At 46.5% G+C, this 17,576-nt stretch carries 15 protein-coding genes; 10 read left to right on the plus strand and 5 right to left on the minus strand.

What is annotated here, in order from left to right; translation table 11 throughout:
* The first annotated feature begins 136 nt into the window (after window positions 1-136).
* From ACJJID_RS05445 to ACJJID_RS05470, 6 genes are all read left to right on the plus strand, one after another.
* On the plus strand, window positions 137-646 hold the full coding sequence (locus ACJJID_RS05445; protein WP_444921817.1) for a DUF2975 domain-containing protein: 510 nt from the start codon (window positions 137-139) through the stop codon (window positions 644-646).
* Window position 647: 1 nt separating this feature from the next.
* Window positions 648-857: a helix-turn-helix domain-containing protein gene (locus ACJJID_RS05450; RefSeq protein ID WP_152453048.1), complete on the plus strand. Its 210-nt coding sequence runs from the start codon at window positions 648-650 to the stop codon at window positions 855-857.
* 420 nt (window positions 858-1,277) lie between these two features.
* Entirely contained in the window at window positions 1,278-2,351 is a 1,074-nt protein-coding gene (locus ACJJID_RS05455) for a hypothetical protein (RefSeq protein ID WP_444921818.1), read from the plus strand.
* Window positions 2,348-2,611, plus strand: a complete 264-nt coding sequence (locus ACJJID_RS05460) for a DUF7660 family protein (protein WP_444921819.1) — start codon at window positions 2,348-2,350, stop codon at window positions 2,609-2,611. The genes ACJJID_RS05455 and ACJJID_RS05460 overlap by 4 nt, the downstream gene beginning before the upstream one ends.
* A gap of 271 nt (window positions 2,612-2,882) precedes the next feature.
* The gene (locus ACJJID_RS05465) at window positions 2,883-4,481 is read left to right on the plus strand and encodes a phytoene desaturase family protein (protein WP_444921820.1); all 1,599 of its coding nucleotides are present in this window, start codon (window positions 2,883-2,885) and stop codon (window positions 4,479-4,481) included.
* A gap of 391 nt (window positions 4,482-4,872) precedes the next feature.
* Window positions 4,873-6,183 (plus strand): hypothetical protein, encoded by a 1,311-nt coding sequence (locus tag ACJJID_RS05470; protein WP_444921821.1) that lies wholly within the window; start codon window positions 4,873-4,875, stop codon window positions 6,181-6,183.
* Between the two features lie 125 nt (window positions 6,184-6,308).
* Here ACJJID_RS05470 and ACJJID_RS05475 read toward each other — a convergent pair whose 3' ends face one another.
* On the minus strand, window positions 6,309-7,055 hold the full coding sequence (locus ACJJID_RS05475; RefSeq protein ID WP_444921822.1) for a sulfite exporter TauE/SafE family protein: 747 nt from the start codon (window positions 7,053-7,055) through the stop codon (window positions 6,309-6,311).
* Window positions 7,056-7,482: 427 nt separating this feature from the next.
* Window positions 7,483-8,391, minus strand: coding sequence for a M23 family metallopeptidase (locus tag ACJJID_RS05480; protein ID WP_444921823.1), 909 nt, complete (start codon window positions 8,389-8,391; stop codon window positions 7,483-7,485).
* A 595-nt stretch (window positions 8,392-8,986) separates the two neighbouring features.
* Between ACJJID_RS05480 and ACJJID_RS05485 the strand changes: the two genes are divergently transcribed.
* Window positions 8,987-10,369, plus strand: coding sequence for an MFS transporter (locus ACJJID_RS05485; RefSeq protein WP_444921824.1), 1,383 nt, complete (start codon window positions 8,987-8,989; stop codon window positions 10,367-10,369).
* A 119-nt stretch (window positions 10,370-10,488) separates the two neighbouring features.
* Here the strand turns inward: ACJJID_RS05485 and ACJJID_RS05490 are convergent, their stop codons facing one another.
* A complete protein-coding gene (locus tag ACJJID_RS05490) occupies window positions 10,489-11,343 on the minus strand; it encodes a sulfotransferase family 2 domain-containing protein (RefSeq protein WP_444921825.1) in 855 nt (284 codons plus the stop codon).
* Window positions 11,344-11,658: 315 nt separating this feature from the next.
* A complete protein-coding gene (acnB, locus tag ACJJID_RS05495) occupies window positions 11,659-14,274 on the minus strand; it encodes a bifunctional aconitate hydratase 2/2-methylisocitrate dehydratase (protein ID WP_172975350.1) in 2,616 nt (871 codons plus the stop codon).
* Between the two features lie 306 nt (window positions 14,275-14,580).
* On the opposite strand from acnB, the gene ACJJID_RS05500 reads away from it, so the two are divergent.
* The 3 genes from ACJJID_RS05500 to ACJJID_RS05510 all read left to right on the plus strand — a co-directional run bounded on the left by ACJJID_RS05500 (window position 14,581) and on the right by ACJJID_RS05510 (window position 16,526).
* On the plus strand, window positions 14,581-15,036 hold the full coding sequence (locus ACJJID_RS05500; protein ID WP_444921826.1) for a DUF1289 domain-containing protein: 456 nt from the start codon (window positions 14,581-14,583) through the stop codon (window positions 15,034-15,036).
* A gap of 123 nt (window positions 15,037-15,159) precedes the next feature.
* Window positions 15,160-16,089 (plus strand): lipid kinase, encoded by a 930-nt coding sequence (locus ACJJID_RS05505; protein WP_444922610.1) that lies wholly within the window; start codon window positions 15,160-15,162, stop codon window positions 16,087-16,089.
* Window positions 16,086-16,526 (plus strand): hypothetical protein, encoded by a 441-nt coding sequence (locus tag ACJJID_RS05510; RefSeq protein WP_444921827.1) that lies wholly within the window; start codon window positions 16,086-16,088, stop codon window positions 16,524-16,526. The genes ACJJID_RS05505 and ACJJID_RS05510 overlap by 4 nt, the downstream gene beginning before the upstream one ends.
* A gap of 20 nt (window positions 16,527-16,546) precedes the next feature.
* On the opposite strand, the gene ACJJID_RS05515 is transcribed toward ACJJID_RS05510, so the two are convergent.
* On the minus strand, window positions 16,547-17,482 hold the full coding sequence (locus ACJJID_RS05515) for a hypothetical protein (protein WP_444921828.1): 936 nt from the start codon (window positions 17,480-17,482) through the stop codon (window positions 16,547-16,549).
* Between the last annotated feature and the right edge of the window lie 94 nt (window positions 17,483-17,576).

A 17,576-nucleotide genomic window follows, 5' to 3' on the forward strand; every position in this document is an offset into this window, starting at 1 on the left:
ACTTAACTCCTTATCAGTGATGACCATGGATATACTGTAGAGCAGCTATAAATTATTGTAAAGCAATAATTTATAGCTGGATTGCAGAAATTAGATACTGTTGTATAATGTTTGCTTATCCCAAAGGAGCTAACCTGTGAAGCAAAATATTCAGGTATTAAGTACGCGTCTGCGCTGGACTGTCGTCGCTGTCAGTTTGATTGCCATAAGCATTTTGCTAATCAACTACTTTGTTTACGATGAGAATGCCTTCAATAGCAGCAACCCACTTTTCCAGGAACTTTGGGCGTTAGGTGACGAGTACAGGTCGATGCTATTACTCGGCCAACTGCCGACCTTTGTACTTTCCGGCTTGTTTATCTATTGGCTTTGGCGGCTTTTTGGTCAGTATGCGAAGGGTGATTATTTTGGCAAAGAGAGTGACCGCTGCTATGTGTGGTTGGTTTGGCTCTATGGGGCTTCGATCCTGGTGCGCTTGCTGGAGTCTTTATGGCTCAGTTATCTATCGTATTTGCATGAAAATGAATTGACCCTGGTGCTGTCATTTGATGTCGGTAGGCTTTTCACATTGTTCGTACTTGTGAGCGTCCTCTATATTTTGCGCGCAGCAAAACAAATTGAGCAAGAAAACAAAGAGTTTGTGTAGCATGGCTATCATTGTCAATTTGGATGTTATGCTGGCCAAACGTAAAGTCAGCTCTAAATCATTGGCAGCTGAGATAGGGATTACCGAGGCTAACTTGTCATTATTGAAGCGTGGTAAAGTGAAAGGAGTCAGGTTTGATACGTTATCGGCAATATGTGAAGCGCTTGAATGTCAGCCCGGTGATATTTTGGAGTTCAAACAAGATGAGTGATCTATTTTTTTCTACCCAGTTTTACCCCCAGGAAGGGAGTGCCAGGAGTGCTACTGGGAAATCTTTAGTTCAATAGTTGAGGGCTGAAGTGAAAACTGCTGGTCTTCTTCAGTCTCCTATGCTTTCCATTCAAATAAACTAAAGGGGAGGGTGCCTAGAAATAAGTTCGCGGTTGAAGCTCCCTGGGCGGTAGGTGCTTTCCGGTTGTAGAAGCATCGATGCCTTTTAATTTTCCTCTCGTTCTAGCTGTTCTTGCCACTAGAATTATTATCCTCTTAAGACCTGACTACCTATTCAGTAGTGTTTGCCGCAACAAGCAAAATCCCACCCTATAATCGGTTCTTATAGGTGCGGTAATGGGTAGTCACAAAAGGTCGCAGTGTTGCCCCTTCGGTAGTGCTCAACTCTCGGGTGAAAGCTTTGTCTCTAAGCCTGCGTTTTATTGCATATTTCTACTTTCTGTTTTTATCTTTTACAGCCTGTGCCAGTGGTTTCTCTAGCAAATCGTATTCAGACTCCTCCCTACTAGAAGTTAAAACGGCTGTCTCTGAAACGAGCAGCCGTATAGAAGACATTCCATTTTCTTGGCTTTCACTACCAGGCCTTGTCAATGAGTATCATCTGGTAAAGCAAAAAGAGGATGGTATTTGGCCCAAGCCTAGTAAGTTCACTGGGTATTCATTTCAACCTAAAGGGTTATTTAAAGGGCTTTCGTGGTTCAAGGCGCAGCCCAGGAATAGTGTAGGCTGTGATGGTTTTTCCCGTGAGAAACATCAAGATGGTGCTAATCCTCTTCCCACGCCAAGAAATATAACCGTTCAAAGTGGAGAGTTGGAGAAAGTACAGCTAGTAAACCCTCCGATACAAGCTCCCCGAGTAGTGGATGCTGTCTCTGAAAATCCAGGATCTCAAGGAACCGTTGAAGTCAAATGGGAAACCCCTGGTTCAAACAAAAAAATTACCGGCTATGAAATTGAGCAGTGCAAAGATAGTTGTTCCACATGGTCCTGTGTTTATTCTGGAATAAGTACAGGCCCAATTGCCCTACCAAGGGAAAAGGGTAAGCGATTAACAAGTGGTTCCTATAAATTCCGAATACGATCCTATGCTAGGACCGACGGTTCTATCACCTATAGCGCCTGGGTAAAATCTCCAAGAGTCGCTGTGATTCGAAAGGGATTGATAAACCCTAAAGCAGTCAGGTTCACTCAGGATAGCATTAAAGCAACTTTTACAAATGGACGAAAAGTGGAAGACTTGATCCAGGATCTAAAGAGTGGAAAATTGAATGCGAGTGATGTACCACCTATACGGGTATTTAGTAGAGATGGTAAAATCTATTCATTAGACAATCGCAGGCTTAAGGCCTTTCAGGAGGCGGCCAAGCCGATCCGCATAACACCCGCGACCCCAAGTGAGATTGTTGAGGGGTCATTTAAATTCACGAGTAAAAACGATGGTACCACGATTCGTATTCGCAGAGGAGATAAATGAATAAATTAAATTTACTTGAAAATCTTAACCAGATTAAGACAAGAGATGATTTCTCTAAATTTGTTCTGGATATTCTTAATGATTATAAAAACAATTCTTCGAGTTGGGAGAATGCTGACCTAGCCAGTTTTCTGGAGGCAATAGCTGCTTGGGCAGATGATATGGATGGCTTTTACGCTAATCAGGGAGAAGAAATTCCCGAAAATATTCATTGGAAGGTTTTTGCTGAAATCCTATATGCTGCCAGAATGTATGAATAACTTCATTAACCCGTTCATTGATTGATCCGCCATTCTGGGGATTAGTTTACTCAGCACTCCATATGAGTTTTCATGACATCTTATAAATTTAAACTTAATGACTAAGTGACTGAATAAATATTCTCGCTTTCAAAAAAATCTATCCCGCCTCTTCATTACCCCTTTGTTACAAGTTGACCAGGGCTGACTGTACTATTCCTAATATTAATTGACGAATACGAAGTGTATCCAACAGTCTGGATGCTGGCCAATAGTTCGATGAGATACCGTCATGAGCGAGTCATTATTTGAAGTTAAGAGAGAACCCGAGATTATCTTCATTGGTGCTGGTATCAATTCTCTCTGCGCTGCATTCATCCTGGCCAAAGAGGGTTGGCGAGTACTGGTCCTCAATCTAAACACTACTCCAGGTGGTGCAATACGAACACTGGAACTCACTTTACCAGGATTCTTACATGACATTGGGGCGACGAACCTAAGTATGTTCGCAGGCTCAGAATTTTATACTGAGCACAGAGAGGTCTTGGCAGAAAAGGGCTTGAAATTTATTGTCGCGGAGCATTCCTTTGGATCATTTGCTGCTGATGACCAATTTTTGGGCGTTAGTAGGGATCTGGATGCTAATTTGCGATCCATTGCGTGCTTCTCGAAGGCAGACGCTGAGGCATGGAAGGATTGGCGTGAAGACTATGATCGGTGCAGCCCCACCTTGTTCCAACTATTGGCCTCACCAGCCGCTCAAACCGGTCCGCTGGAACTTGTCTTTGGCAGAACCGGGGATATACCCCCTAGTGTCTCTACTCCCTTACGCGGGATACTGCTTGACTCCCTTCGTGAAAATTTAGGGCGACGTTTCCAGAGTGATATTGTACAGGCTCTTATAGCCGCTTGGGCAATGCACTTAGATTATGCACCTGATATCTCGGGTGGATGCTGGATGCCTTTTCTGGAGACCAATGGTGATGAGCGAAATGGCATTCTGATTGCCCGCGGTGGTTCCGGCAACATAATCCGGGCCATTGTAGAACTCGTTCAAGAGTGTGGTGGAAATGTTGCAGCCAAGCAGGTGGTACAAGAGATCCTCTTTGATAAGGGGAGGGCGTCCGGTGTAGGTCTTGCGAGTGGACAGGAGCTGCGATGTTCTCGTGGAGTTGTCGCCAGTGTCACACCGCAGGCATTGGTGAGACTGACGAGAGGTAATTTGTCGGATGCGATAGTTAAAGAAGCGGAAAATTACCGTTACGGGCCTGGCACAATGGTGATTCATCTCGCTCTATCGAGGTTGCCCGATTGGAAAGATGAAGCGGCGCGTCGGAGCTTCTACGTGCATGTAGGTCCATCGCTGGACTATACAGCGGCCGCTTACCAGGAAGGTGTGGCGGGTATGCTTCCAAGTCACCCTTTTATCGTAGTGGGCCAACCGACGATATTTGATTCAACCCGCGCCCCTGATGGTCAGCATGTTCTTTGGATAATGGTACGTGCAATACCTGCTGAGATTCGTGGAGATGCTGCCTGTGAAATAAAAGAACAGGTCTGGAACCCTGAAGTTGCCAAAAAAGTTGCAGATCGCGTCATTCGGAAGATATCGAGATATGCGCCGGGTCTTCCCGATAGGATCCTCGGGATGACTATACATACGCCATTGGAATTGCAGCAATTGAACCCAAATCTTGTGAATGGAGATTTAAACGCTGGTAGCCTCCATTTATCACAATTTTATGGCAATCGGCCCTTTACTGGGTATGCGAACCATGAAATGCCAATTCCAGGTCTCTACATGTGTGGTGCATCCACCTGGCTAGGTGGAAGTGCCACGCCAGGGTCGGGAATGTTATTGGCTAGAAAGCTCTTATGTGGGAATTCGTGAAAGTGCATTGGCGATGCTAAATGGGTGTATTCATGGAAGGGATGCGATCAATTGGCATTGATTGGTCCATTTTACATTTTCAGAAATCTTAAATACTTAGTTAAGTCTTCAGAAGGGTATCTTTAAAGGGGCGGTATAATCTTTTTCTCAATGAAAGACTCAAAAAGGGCTTTCTATCTAGGGGATTATATTCTAAGGAAGAACATTCTAAGGAAATACATGTAAGGTGCTTCACTTCTTGGATGTAACTGGTTGGAGTCAGTAACCGAGCGAAATACAGTTTTTATAGGTTCTGAACTACTGGGGCCATTATTAGACTTCACATTTGATACTATCACACCTATTTAAGGCCGACTAAACTATAGGAAAACTTAGCTAACGGAGTCGCTCAATGCTCTGTTACTCGAAATTCCTACTCGCTATTTTCATTGCTTGCTGTCTATTGTCGCCATTAAGCTCCGCTGTTGAGAGAGATAAATTAATCAGTCAGGCAAAATTGTCTAGTAATGGAAGCTGTTATACCCTTGATCGACTTACCCTGACAAATAGCTTTAATTTTGAATATCTAAAATATTATCTCACCCACAATGCTTTTATTGCAGCTAGTTTCATTGTTGGAAGCAGTCGGCAGTCTGAGGCCAGGCAAGCCAAAAGACAGAGGTTCACTTTTTTTAGTGAAACCTGCTATCCGGAAAAGAAATATACTGGCCGTATCAAAGAGAAATTTTGTAAAAGGAAAAAATCTCATTCGCAGTATTTTTTCAAAAGTTCGCAACACCTAGCGCAAGAAAATAGGCTAAAAGTTGATCGCTGTATTGAAGGTTATCAAAATGTAATTTTTCAAACGCATGATTTTCAGTCTAGGTCTAATGGAGAATCCGATAATGCAAGTGAAATCGAAGGATTTGATGAGGTATATGCAATGGCACCTGCGGCGAAAATAGAGATTGATGCCTTAGCAGATGTGATTGCTACTTTGAGTGGAGGTCAGGTCGCTAAAGTGCCGATAAAATCGAAAGATAGGGCTCAATTAAAAATAACAAATGATTATGGCGGCGATCCAACCAGAATAACAGACCTTGCCAGAAACACTATTATTGTTCCTCAAGATAAAATCAAAGAAGTGGTAGAAATGCTTCGTGCAAAAGCTACAATCGTTAAAATATCAGATGGAGCCTTAGACTTGCTAGGTTACAGTGGAGTAAATTCTAAAATAAAAACGAAGTCTGGCTTAATTGCGGAAATACAGGTAAATTCACCAGAAATGATATTTGCAAAAGAGCCTCCAGAAATAGCTAAGGCCCTGCTGGGGGAAGATGTTTATGACTCGATTGCAAGTAAATCTCCAATTGCAGGCGGGAAAGGGCATAAGTTGTATGAGAAATGGCGCTCTTTAGATGAAGATGATCCGAATAGAAGGAAACTCGAGGCTGAAAGTAAAGAGTATTATGAGTCTATAAGGTCTAAGACAATGTCAATTAAAACTGGCGAGTATTTAAACTTAAAGAATATTTATATTGATTATTCTTTTGAGTCGGTTATGTTTAGGCGGGATAAAAAAACAAAAAACATATATAGAAAATTTTATGGAAAAAAAGAACACCCCGCTCCTATCCCGCATACAAATCGATTGTTTAATGATGCTCTTTTATATGGTCAAGAAATCACTAAAGAAGAATACCTTAAAGGTGAAGGGGGGTAACTAATGACTGATCTAAATGCTGCAATTGAAGTAGTAGTAAAACTATATTTCAGGAAAAAGGATAGGCCTGGAATCTCATATCTTGATTTTTCCATGTTGGATCTTCCCTAATGCCAAGATGGGAATTATGCCACTGCCTCCCAGAGTTGTGCACTGACCCGAAAAATTAAAACTAGTCCAGATATAAACATAATTGATAGGGCATAACTATCAAATCTCTGGATGCTTATTATTTTTAAAAAATGTTTTGCTACGAGCATTCCCACCATGACGCCTAAACCAATAGTGATGCCATATGTGAGCAGTTCTGAATTGAGGGCGCCAAAATGGAAATAGGCAACAAGCTTAGTGGAGTGCATCATTAAAGAGCTTACTCCTCTCGTGGCTACCAGCTCTTCTTTGTTGAGTCCATAATTTAAGAAAAAGGGGTTTTGTACAGGACCAACCGCGCCAATGATTGAGGAGAATAGCGTGGTGACAAATCCCAGCATGGGGAAATATGGAAGATGCATAATGAAAGACTTTTTCTTTCGCCCGAATCCAAACTGAAATACGGTCGATACCAAGAATAAACCGACAGTGAACTCTATCAATAATGGGTGCATTTGCGTGTAAACATAGGCACCAATGATTGCTCCGGGAATAATTCCTGGTAGTAGCCATAGTGCTACTTTCCAATTAATGTATTTCCAGAATAAAAAAATGCCAAATGGCGATGCAATAGCATTACCAGTTGTCAATATAGGTGCAACGAGATGAGGTCCTACCAGAAATCCTACCAAAGGTACTAGCAGCAGTGCACCTCCACCTGCAGCCATGATAGATATGTAGCCGGTTACTAGCCCAAATATAAGGAGTAGGAAAATAATCATAAGTTAGCAGATTTTCATGCCTAGCATCAATATTGTTATTCCTTATAGGTAAGCACAAAAACAATGAAAGACTAGTGGCTGTGATATAGGGAGAGTGTTTTAAATATAAAAATTGGAGTTTTTACAGAGAAGCCTGACGCCAAGTTGGGTATGGCGTAGCTTAGCACTTATAATTTTTTATATTATCGATAATTGCGCCAGAAAGTTGGCTGGTAGCCGTATGTTATCAGTATTAGATTCATCACGACTATAAACGCGATACCGTGGCGATGCATTCTTTTGTTCTTCGAAGTTAAAGGAGAATATATATCATTGTGGAGATTTAGGCGGAGTGTAGTAGCCTAAAAATCGTTTTGTAAAAAGATGTTTGCTGCAAACTAGAGGTATGGGTTGCTGCATATAATCCCTTTCCTTCTATCGATAAAATTTAAATTTCTTCAGGTGGGCTAAATACCGTCATCCCCCGCTTAGGAGTGAATGGCTCATCGTCTTCTCCAATAAATTGGAATGGTATAGATACAGTTGACATTCCAATATTCTTTCGGATTACAAAGTGAAGATGAGGCCCTGTGGAAAAGCCAGAGGAGCCAGATCTGGCTAAACGATCTCCAGATTTCACCTTGTCTCCAGGTTTTACTAAGACGGTTCCTTGTAATATATGCGCATATGTAGCATAGGTGCCATCCTCATGTAAAACTGATACATAGTTGGCTTTATCTAGGAAGTACTCCTTTGCTCCACCCATATGGTAGTCGTCTTTTACCCAGATGACAGTTCCCTCTCTGGCCGCACCTATGTAGGTGCCTATAGGCATGGCAATATCTACTGCGTATTTATTCGGTCGTTGGTGATGGGAAAATCTACCATTAAAGGATTGGGTAATTCGGTGGTCTTGAAGAGAAGAAATGGGTAGGCGATAAGTATAGGGCTTTGCAAGTGTTTCCGGTGAACCCATCACCCATGTGTAATAATATTTATCAATTTCTTCGTTACTTTCATAAAGTTTAAATTTTGAATTGCCAGGTACAACTGTTGTAAAAACTCTATCTACATTTTCCGAAAACTTAATCTTAAGTTGCACTTCAATAGGTGCGTAATAAGGGTTTTGAGCAAATATATAATTAACCTTATCATCGGTTAGGGTATATATCTTTGGTTTGCTCTTGGTTAGCTTAGGGGAAGTCTTCTTTATTGTTTCTACTTCAATATCTTTGGTAGGTTTTCTATCGGTGAAAATCCAATTCCCCTTCTGATCTTTGTATTTATAGATCTGATCGGTACTGGCTGGTATGGAAAACAGGAGATATAGTGAGAGTAAAGTTAAGAATCTTTCCATTGAAATTTGCTTTGTTTATGCTCAATTTAGCAGTTCATTTTATCTACGAATAGTTATTGGATCAAGTTTGATTATCTAATGTTTGTTTTAAACTTTAAGTGACGATTTTATTGGCTCAGAAGGCGGGCCAATACAAAGTTTATAACAATCCTTACTGTTGAATCGTGTGCACACCTACAGCTTAATTGGGTGATTTGATTTATATAAGAAGTTTTAAAGTTTGCTTGTGGTTGATATCGCACAATTTTTATATGTGGGACTACAATATGATCTACTTGTAGCATTAGGGATTGCAGTTATTGCTTGAGATCAATAAGCCCAATATTTCATGAGAAAATTCATTGTCTGACATTTTGCCAGAGAGGTTAACGTTTCTAATCTCAGGGCCGTAAATACATAATGAATGCATTATTAAATATAGTGGCTTTAATCCAGTCGACACATTAATTATCTATATGGATGAGACTTAATTTTTTAGAGAGAGCAGGCTTATCTTGTTTATTATGAAAGATGGGGCTTATATCGGTTCGTTAACCTCAGTCTAACAACTAAGATAATAGATTAAGCACATTTTTCAACGAAATGAGTGACGGTAATGTATCTAAAGGGATTAACCGCTTCTGAAACCCGAAGTCTGGGTTTGACGGCGTTAATTTTCTCAATTTTTCTTGTTGGATATGATTATACCGCTTTCTCTGTCGCTCTCCCTTCAATTCAGAAGACGTTTCAGGTCGATATTACGACAACGATGTGGCTGGTTAATGCTTACGCCTTGGCTTTTGGTGTTTCTGTAATATCTTGTGGTCGCTTAGCTGATATGTTGGGGAGGCGACGAACCTTTTTTATAGGCGCAACACTCTTTTCGGTATTCTCTCTTTTAGGTGGTTTTTCGCTAAATATATGGATGTTGATGGGATGTCGCGTAATGTTAAGTATTGGTGGCGCCATGATGTGGCCTTCGGTGATAGGGATGACTTATCACTTGTTAGATAGCAAACGCGCCGGTGTTGCTGGTGGACTGTTGATGCTTGGTTGTGGCGTGGCAAATTCCCTTGGCCCTATTATTGGTGGGGTTTTAACCGATACCCTGGGGTGGCGCTGGATACTTTTCTTAAATCTCCCCTTAACCCTGGTGGCGATACTCACTTGCTGGAAGTTGGTCATTAGCGATTTACCATCGGCCCCGGGCGAACATGTGGATTTAACTGGGCTGCTATTTCTCTCATTGGCTTTACTCGCGTTGTTGTTAGGGTTGGATTTATCTGTAGATGTTGGGTTTGTTAACTACCGAACATTACTCCTATTTTTGGGCTTTGTTCTTTTCCTGTCTGTATTTGTCTGGTTGGATTATCGTTCATCAGGAGAGCCTCTGATACCTGTGGATGTGGTCAAGAATAAGAGGTTCTTCGCGGAAGGAGTCGCTACTTTATTGGTCTCTGTGGCATTTATAGCTGCACTGATGTTTGTTCCACAGTTTCTCAGCAAGGTATGGAAATTCACTGCGATACAGTCTGGTATAGCGCTACTCCCCATGATGATACTGTTTGGTGCCACTTCTTTTCTATCAGGACATCTTTATGAGAGGTTTGGGGCCAAGTTACTTTCCTGTTTTGGGGCTCTATTTATGTGGGCCGGTATGTTGGTTCTCTCTAAACTTTCTGTGCAAGTTGAGCCCTTCATTTTTACGCCAGGCATGGGGTTGATGGGTATTGGAATGGGTTTGTTTTACCCCACTATCACCACGACAGCTATTTTAATTCTCAGGTATGACCGTGCCAGCCTTGCTGCGGCCATCATCTATATGTTTCAAATTATTGGTGGTGCAATTGGTTTGGGATTGAATACGACAATCGTTGCGCTGGCCCCAGATTTGGCGACTGGTATTAGTCGAGCGTTTTTGATGAATGCCCACTTGGCCCTGTTGGGGATGGTGGTGAGTGTGTTTTTTATCAATGGAAGAGGGAAGGGTTCAAGTTAATAGAGGGCGGTATAAACTTCCCCTAAATGCTAACTTATTCTCAGATTTACAAAGTCATTGTTGTGATATATATCTATGGGTAATGTGTAGTGGTTTTTTGTGAGGGTCTCTCCAGGGGGCTAATTAATGGCGTGGAATTCTTTTGAATAGACTGGGCCAAATTCACCTAGAAATCTTTTATAAATTTCTGTGTCATGTCTGCAAATGTGTTCAATTTTTTTAATTATTTCTGGGGTGGACCTTAGTTGTTGGGCGAGTTCACTATTGGGGGTTTCATTTAATCTAGGTAAATTTAATTTAACCTGAAAGACTTTTTCTGTCTGTTGTGCCAGTTGGTCTAGATGTTCGGTTGAGCCAACGATAGAAAACCTCTGCAAGTTGCGAATGGCTTGCTCAATATAATCCGCTGGGTTTGATCGAGGTGCCTGGCTAAAGTCTGAAAAATAATGAATGAAGCTTAGGCCAGCAGAAATGCCTTTGTGAGACTGGATGTATTCGTTCAGTGGGAGCGTATTTTTCGCCCATTTGCTCAGCTTGAAAGTATTGTAAGTATAAAGTGATATCCATCTCTCAACAGGATCTCTTAGGGCTGTAAAAAAATTCCACTCAGGGGAGAAATTTTTTACAAGGTTGGGGCGGCAGAAGCAATGGCCGCTGCCAAAAAAATTCGTCTTAATAGATAGGTTGTAGGCGAGCACTGTTTCTCGAACTGACATCATTGATGTGTCTAAGATGCTGGCCGCATATCTACTCTCTTCTAGCTTGATATCGAATTGGCCTAATTTATTAGGTGTATAGAGTTGATTTCTGAATGCGGAATCTAATGAGGATCCTGCACATTTAGGGACGTGGCAAAAATAGATCTTTGGAGGGAGAGTTAGTCCGGATGGTTGTCTTAAGGTAGTGAGGGGCTGATCTTCCAAGTTGGTATCTGGAGTTGTTTGGTTGGCCAATTTTCTTAGTAGCTTTTTCATTTGAAGATTATTTGCGGCGAGAGTGAAAAGCTACTTATTAGAATGGGTCCGGTCAAGGTCTTAATTAGAATCTTGAATTTTGGCGCGATTAATATCTAGTATTTTTTTGATATTTCTGTTTTAGCTGCAGAGTAGAAGTAAAGTAAATAAAAAATTATCGGATTTCTTCCTCAGTCCTATTTTCGTATTTAGTTAATAAGGAAAGCATTGTTTAGGTTTAAGCTCTTTACCTTGTTTTGCTTGGTAAGAGTTTTGGAGGTGCCATAAAAAAGCCCCGCCAAATGGCGGGGCTTTCTCTTGAGGCAGGGCTGTTACTTAAACAGTAACTTCCTGGATCTCGGTGGCGGCAATGCGCTTACCTTCCTCGGCAGACTTCTGGAAATCTTCAATCTGGTCGAAGTTCAGGTAGCGATAGATCTCGCTGGACATGGAATCCAGGTTCTTCGCGTATTCCTGGTACTCGGCCGGGGTCGGCAGTTTACCCAGGATGGCGCCCACAGAAGCCAGTTCAGCGGAGGTCAGGTACACATTGGCACCGTCGCCCAGGCGGTTGGGGAAGTTGCGGGTAGAGGTGGACAGTACGGTGCTGTTCGGAGCCACACGCGCCTGGTTACCCATGCAGAGGGAGCATCCGGGCATTTCGGTGCGAGCACCGGCTGCGCCGTAGATGTTGTAGTAACCCTCTTCCATCAGCTGGTGCTCGTCCATCTTGGTGGGCGGAGCGATCCACATGCGGGTGGAGATACCACCTTTGTGTCCCTGCAACAGTTTACCGGCAGCGCGGAAGTGACCGATGTTGGTCATACAGGAGCCGATGAATACTTCGTCTACTTTGTCGCCAGCAACGTCGGACAGCAGGCGCGCGTCGTCCGGGTCGTTCGGTGCACAAACGATAGGCTCTTTGATATCGGCCAGATCGATCTCGATAACTTCCAGGTACTCTGCGTCGGCATCCGCTTCCATCAGTTTCGGGTTGGCCAGCCACTCTTCCATAGCGCGAGCGCGGCGTTCCAGGGTGCGCTTGGAGCCATAACCTTCGGCGATCATCCAGCGCAACAGGGTGATGTTGGAGCGCAGGTACTCAGCCATGGTCTCTTCAGACAGCTTGATGGTACAGCCAGCAGCGGAGCGCTCGGCGGAGGCGTCGGACAGCTCGAAAGCTTGCTCTACGGTCAGGTTTTCCAGGCCTTCGATCTCGAGGATGCGACCGGAGAAGATGTTCTTCTTGCCTTTTTTCTCTACGGTCAGCAAGCCTTGCTTGATGGCGTAAAGCGGAATGGCGTGTACCAGGTCGCGCAGGGTGATACCGGGCTGCATTTCGCCTTTGAAGCGCACCAGTACAGACTCAGGCATATCCAGCGGCATAACACCGGTTGCGGCGGCGAAGGCTACCAGGCCGGAACCTGCCGGGAAGGAGATCCCCATGGGGAAACGGGTGTGGGAGTCACCACCGGTACCTACGGTGTCTGGCAGCAACATACGGTTCAGCCAGCTGTGGATGATGCCGTCAGCCGGGCGCAGGGAAACACCGCCGCGGTTCATGATGAAGTCCGGCAGGGTGTGCTGGGTGCTGATATCAACGGGCTTGGGGTAGGCCGCAGTGTGACAGAAAGACTGCATGACCAGGTCGGCGGAGAAGCCGAGGCAGGCCAGGTCTTTCAGTTCGTCACGGGTCATGGGGCCAGTGGTGTCCTGGGAGCCCACAGTGGTCATTTTCGGTTCGCAATAGGTGCCCGGACGGATACCTTCAACGCCACAGGCTTTACCAACCATTTTCTGCGCCAGGGTGTAACCCTTGCCGGTATCGACGGGCTGCTCAGGCTTGCGGAACAGCTCGGAAGGCGCCAGGCCCAGGGATTCACGGGCTTTGCCAGTAAGGCCGCGACCGATAATCAGGTTGATACGACCGCCAGCCTGAACTTCGTCCAACAGTACCTCGGACTTCAGTTCGAATTCGGACAGGACTTTGCCGTCTTCGGCCAGGATCTTGCCGTCGTAGGGGCGGATCTCGATAACGTCGCCCATACCCAGTTCGTCAACGGGGGCTTCGAATACCAGCGCGCCAGCATCTTCCATGGTGTTGTAGAAGATCGGGGCGACTTTACCGCCGATACAAATACCACCGCCTTTCTTGTTCGGCACGCCGGGCATTTCTTCACCGAAATACCACAGTACGGAGTTGGTGGCGGACTTACGGGAGGAACCGGTACCCACTACGTCGCCAACGAAAGCAACGGGCAGGCCTTTGGCTTTCACTTCTTCAATCTGCTTCAGCGGGCCGGTAACGCCGGCTTCTTCAGGCTCCAGGCCGTCGCGCTTCATTTTGTACATGGCCAGCGCGTGCAGGGGGATATCCGGGCGGGACCAGGCATCGGGAGCCGGAGACAGGTCATCGGTGTTGGTTTCGCCGGTCACCTTGAATACGGCAACCTTGATGCTCTCGGGCACTTTGTTGCGCTTGGTGAACCACTCGGCATCGGCCCAGGATTGCAGTACGGCTTTGGCGTGTTCGTTGCCGGCTTTGGCTTTCTCTTCCACATCGTGGAAGGCGTCGAACATCAGTAGGGTGCCTTTTAGCTGCTCTGCGGCCAGCTCGGCCAGATCTTTGTCGTCCAGCAGTTCTACCAGGGTAGCGATGTTATAGCCGCCAAGCATTTGGCCCAGTAGTTCTACAGCGTGTTTGCGGTCGATCAGCGGGGACTCCGCTTCACCCTTGATAATGGCGGACAGGAAGCCGGCTTTTACGTAAGCGGCTTCGTCAACACCGGGCGGTACACGGTGGGTGAGCAGGTCAACTAATTCCTGCTCTTCGCCTTTTGGCGGATTTTTCAGCAGCTCAACCAAGCCAGCTACTTGCTCAGCGTCGAGCGGCTTCGGTGGGATGCCCTGTTCGGCGCGTTCTGCGACGTGATTACGATAGGCTTCAAGCACGGATAAGTCCCTCTTGGTGTGTGGGGTGGCACCAACAGCGGGTGGAATTCCCGATCTTTGTACTGTTGTCGGGATTTTTTTTTCGAGGCCGCTGAAGGCGGGGTGGCGAATACTACAGCAAAGCCCTACAGCTGTTAAGTTTATCGAAAAATCAATAATTTAAGTGAATTTCGACTATTCGTAGGGCGAATTTTACTGCGCTCACAGCAGCTGTCCCGCCTCTTTTCTTAGTGGCCGAAACAAAATAGTCTACGCGCAATTTTAATCCAGGCCTCCAGTGCCTGATCGGCTAAATCTGGTTAATTGATGTACAAAAAAGTCCGTACACCTTGTATCGGTGTCTGCTCAACGGGAATCGGTGATGATGTTTGCCGTGGCTGCAAGCGCTTTGCCCACGAGGTGATCGATTGGAATGCCTACTCCGAGGAGCAGCGCCGCATTATTGCCTCCCGGCGTGAAGGCTATTTAACCAATGCCGTGCGCAGTCAGCTGGAAATCATCGATGAACCCCTGTTGCTTTCGCAGCTGCGTCATCAGCAGATTCGTTTTGATGATAGTCAGAGTGCCTACTGTTGGGTATTTGAGTTACTGCGGGCGGGTGCCAGCCAGATTGGCGACTTGAGCACATTCGGGCTGCGGCCGACCGCACAGGCCAAGGGGGTGAGTCTCGTGGAAGTTCGCCGGCGCATTGATGAGGATTTCTACGCTCTATCTGTAGCTTATTACCAGCGCTATATTGCCCCTGGTCTGCAAAAAGACTGACGGCTTTTCTTTATTTACCATTACGTGCCTCTTATTTAGCATTGCGTACCTCGGTCGGTATTTTCTTGGGGCAGCTTATCCCTTTAGAATTCATACTCCTTTTCCGGTAATGGAGAACCGGCTATCAGCTCAACTCAAAAAAAATCTCGCCGAGCATTGCTCGTGGTCAACCCGAAAAGTCGAAATGGCGCCGAGGCAGATATCGACAGCGGCATAGAACGTTTGCGCGCTGACGGAGTAGAAGTGGAAGTCCTGCACTCTGAGGGCCCACAGGAAACTGAGGATGCGATCCGACAGCGGCATAAGGCTCTGGACTTTGTGATCGTCGGCGGCGGCGATGGCACTATCAGCTCCACTGCCAGGGTATTGAAAGAGTGTCAGTTGCCTCTAGCTATCTTGCCGTTGGGGACTGCGAATGATCTGGCCCGCTCACTGGGCATCGAGGAGCTTGATCAGGCCTTTGATGTCATTATCGAGAACCACCGCCAGCCAATTGACCTCGGTGTTGTCAATGGCCACTATTTTTTCAATGTGGCCAATATGGGGCTTGGGGTAAAAGTAACAGAGGCACAAGACTCCGAAATAAAAAAACGTTGGGGGGTGCTGAGTTATCTAAGGGCTTTCTTTGTTGCCCTGAGGCGGGCGCAAAAGTTCCGGGTCAAGTTGGCGCTGGATGATGAGCGCTATCGAATGGGGTCCATCCAATTGGCGGTGGGTAATGGCCGTTACTATGGCGGTGGGAACCTGGTGGCCGAAGAGGCGCGCATCAATGACGCCAGGCTCGATCTGTACTGTCTGCGCCCACGCGGCCTGATGGAGCTGCTGGGTATGGCGCTGTTAGTGCGCGGTGGCAAACACCACTTGGCCAAGAGAATCTTTAACGCCAGTGCACAACATATAGAAGTGGAAACCAAGCCGCGCCTGGAGATCCACGCAGATGGAGAGCCGGTTACCAATACCCCGGCCACGTTCTCGGTTATTCCCAGGGCGCTAGAGGTGCTGGTGCCACGCAATTCTGAAGAACTCCTCAGTGAAAAAGAGAGAGGGCAATGACACTCATTCGCACAGAAACCCAAGCCGCATTGAATGACCTGTTTATGGCGCTTACCCGCAGCGAGGATGACTACCGAGCTGCGGCCGAACAACTCGAAGATCAGGCTGCAGCCGATTTTCTGTGCGCTATCGCTTCCAAGCGGCAGTCGCTTGCGCAGCGTGTGGAGCGAGCGATTCGCGCAGAGGGCGGCTTGCCCTCGGAACCGGACCCTGACCTGAAAGCGGGTGAGCAGCTTCTGCAGATGCTTGGGCCATTGATGGCCGACGACAAGACCAAGGAAGTCTTTCAGCAGCGCCTCGATGCCGACCGCGAGCTGCTGGACTATATGGAATGCGAGGATTTGAGCGCCTTGGAGGGGGCTCACGACGAGCTCAAGGGTGAGTGCCGCCATCACCTCGAGGAATCTCTGACCTGGCTCGAAAAGCGCCTACAGTGATCCTCGCCCGATGGTCACCCTCAGCGCTGCTGCCGCAGAAATACCCGCAGGGCTGGCAGGAAAGGCTCATTGGCGATGGCCAGATCCCGCCTCTGCCGGCGCCGGCTCGCACTGGGTTGATGGTCGATCCGGGTAAATTCCGGTAGCTGCCCAGCTTCGTTGGCGGCCACCAGTACCGGCATGGAGGAATAGCCCACCTGACGGTATTGGTCTTCCTCGCCTGTTCCTTGCGCAAAAAATATTTCCGCGACCTGCAGATTGGGGCGGCTCTGTACCTGCACCTGGCGCAAATCATCCTGCTGGCTTTTGTGCAAGCCGGCGAGCAGTTGCCGTTGGTACTGAATACCGGGGTCCGCGCCGGTCGGGTCCATCTGGACCAGCTTTTTCTCACACCATTGCGTCGTTACTTTACGAATAGACTTGCGCGCTTTTATCCAGGAGAGGGTGATGGCGTCGGGATGCTCATCACAGAGTAAAACCAGGCGGTAGCACTGACGCAGGTGCGCGCGTGGATATCCCGCTTGCGCCATTACCTCGCGTACGTTGCGGTCTCGCTCTGCCATTGGCCGCTCAGCCAGGGCTGCACGGTATTCGGCGATGGCATTGGCAAAGGCCTCCTTGGTGCTGTTGAGCTGTTTGGCCAGGGACAGAGTCTTTTGCGGGACTGCCAGTAAACCGGGAATTTGTAGGGTTACGCGGGCATCGCCACCAGTACCTAGAGGTTCGGCGTAATCCAGTTGGGAATAGAGAGCACCAGCGAGGGAGAAGGGGCGCTCAAAGCTTTCTTGCAAGGATTGGGCAGCTTCCAAGGCAAAAGGTGGCTGCAGCAGATAGTGCTGCCAGGGCTTACCGGCAGTCTGTAGCTGTTCAAGAGCGTCGCGCAACTCTGCGGCGCGGCTGTGGACCTGTTCCAGCAGGGGGGGGATGCTGAGTGCCAATGCCCGATGGTCTCTCATTGCCGAGTTCCACTATCTAAAAGGTTGTTATTTTAATGCACTTAATAAACCGTTACCAAATTTCTATTCAAATGGTTTAATCCTGAGGGCCCTG

Source organism: Microbulbifer sp. CnH-101-G (assembly GCF_052466775.1).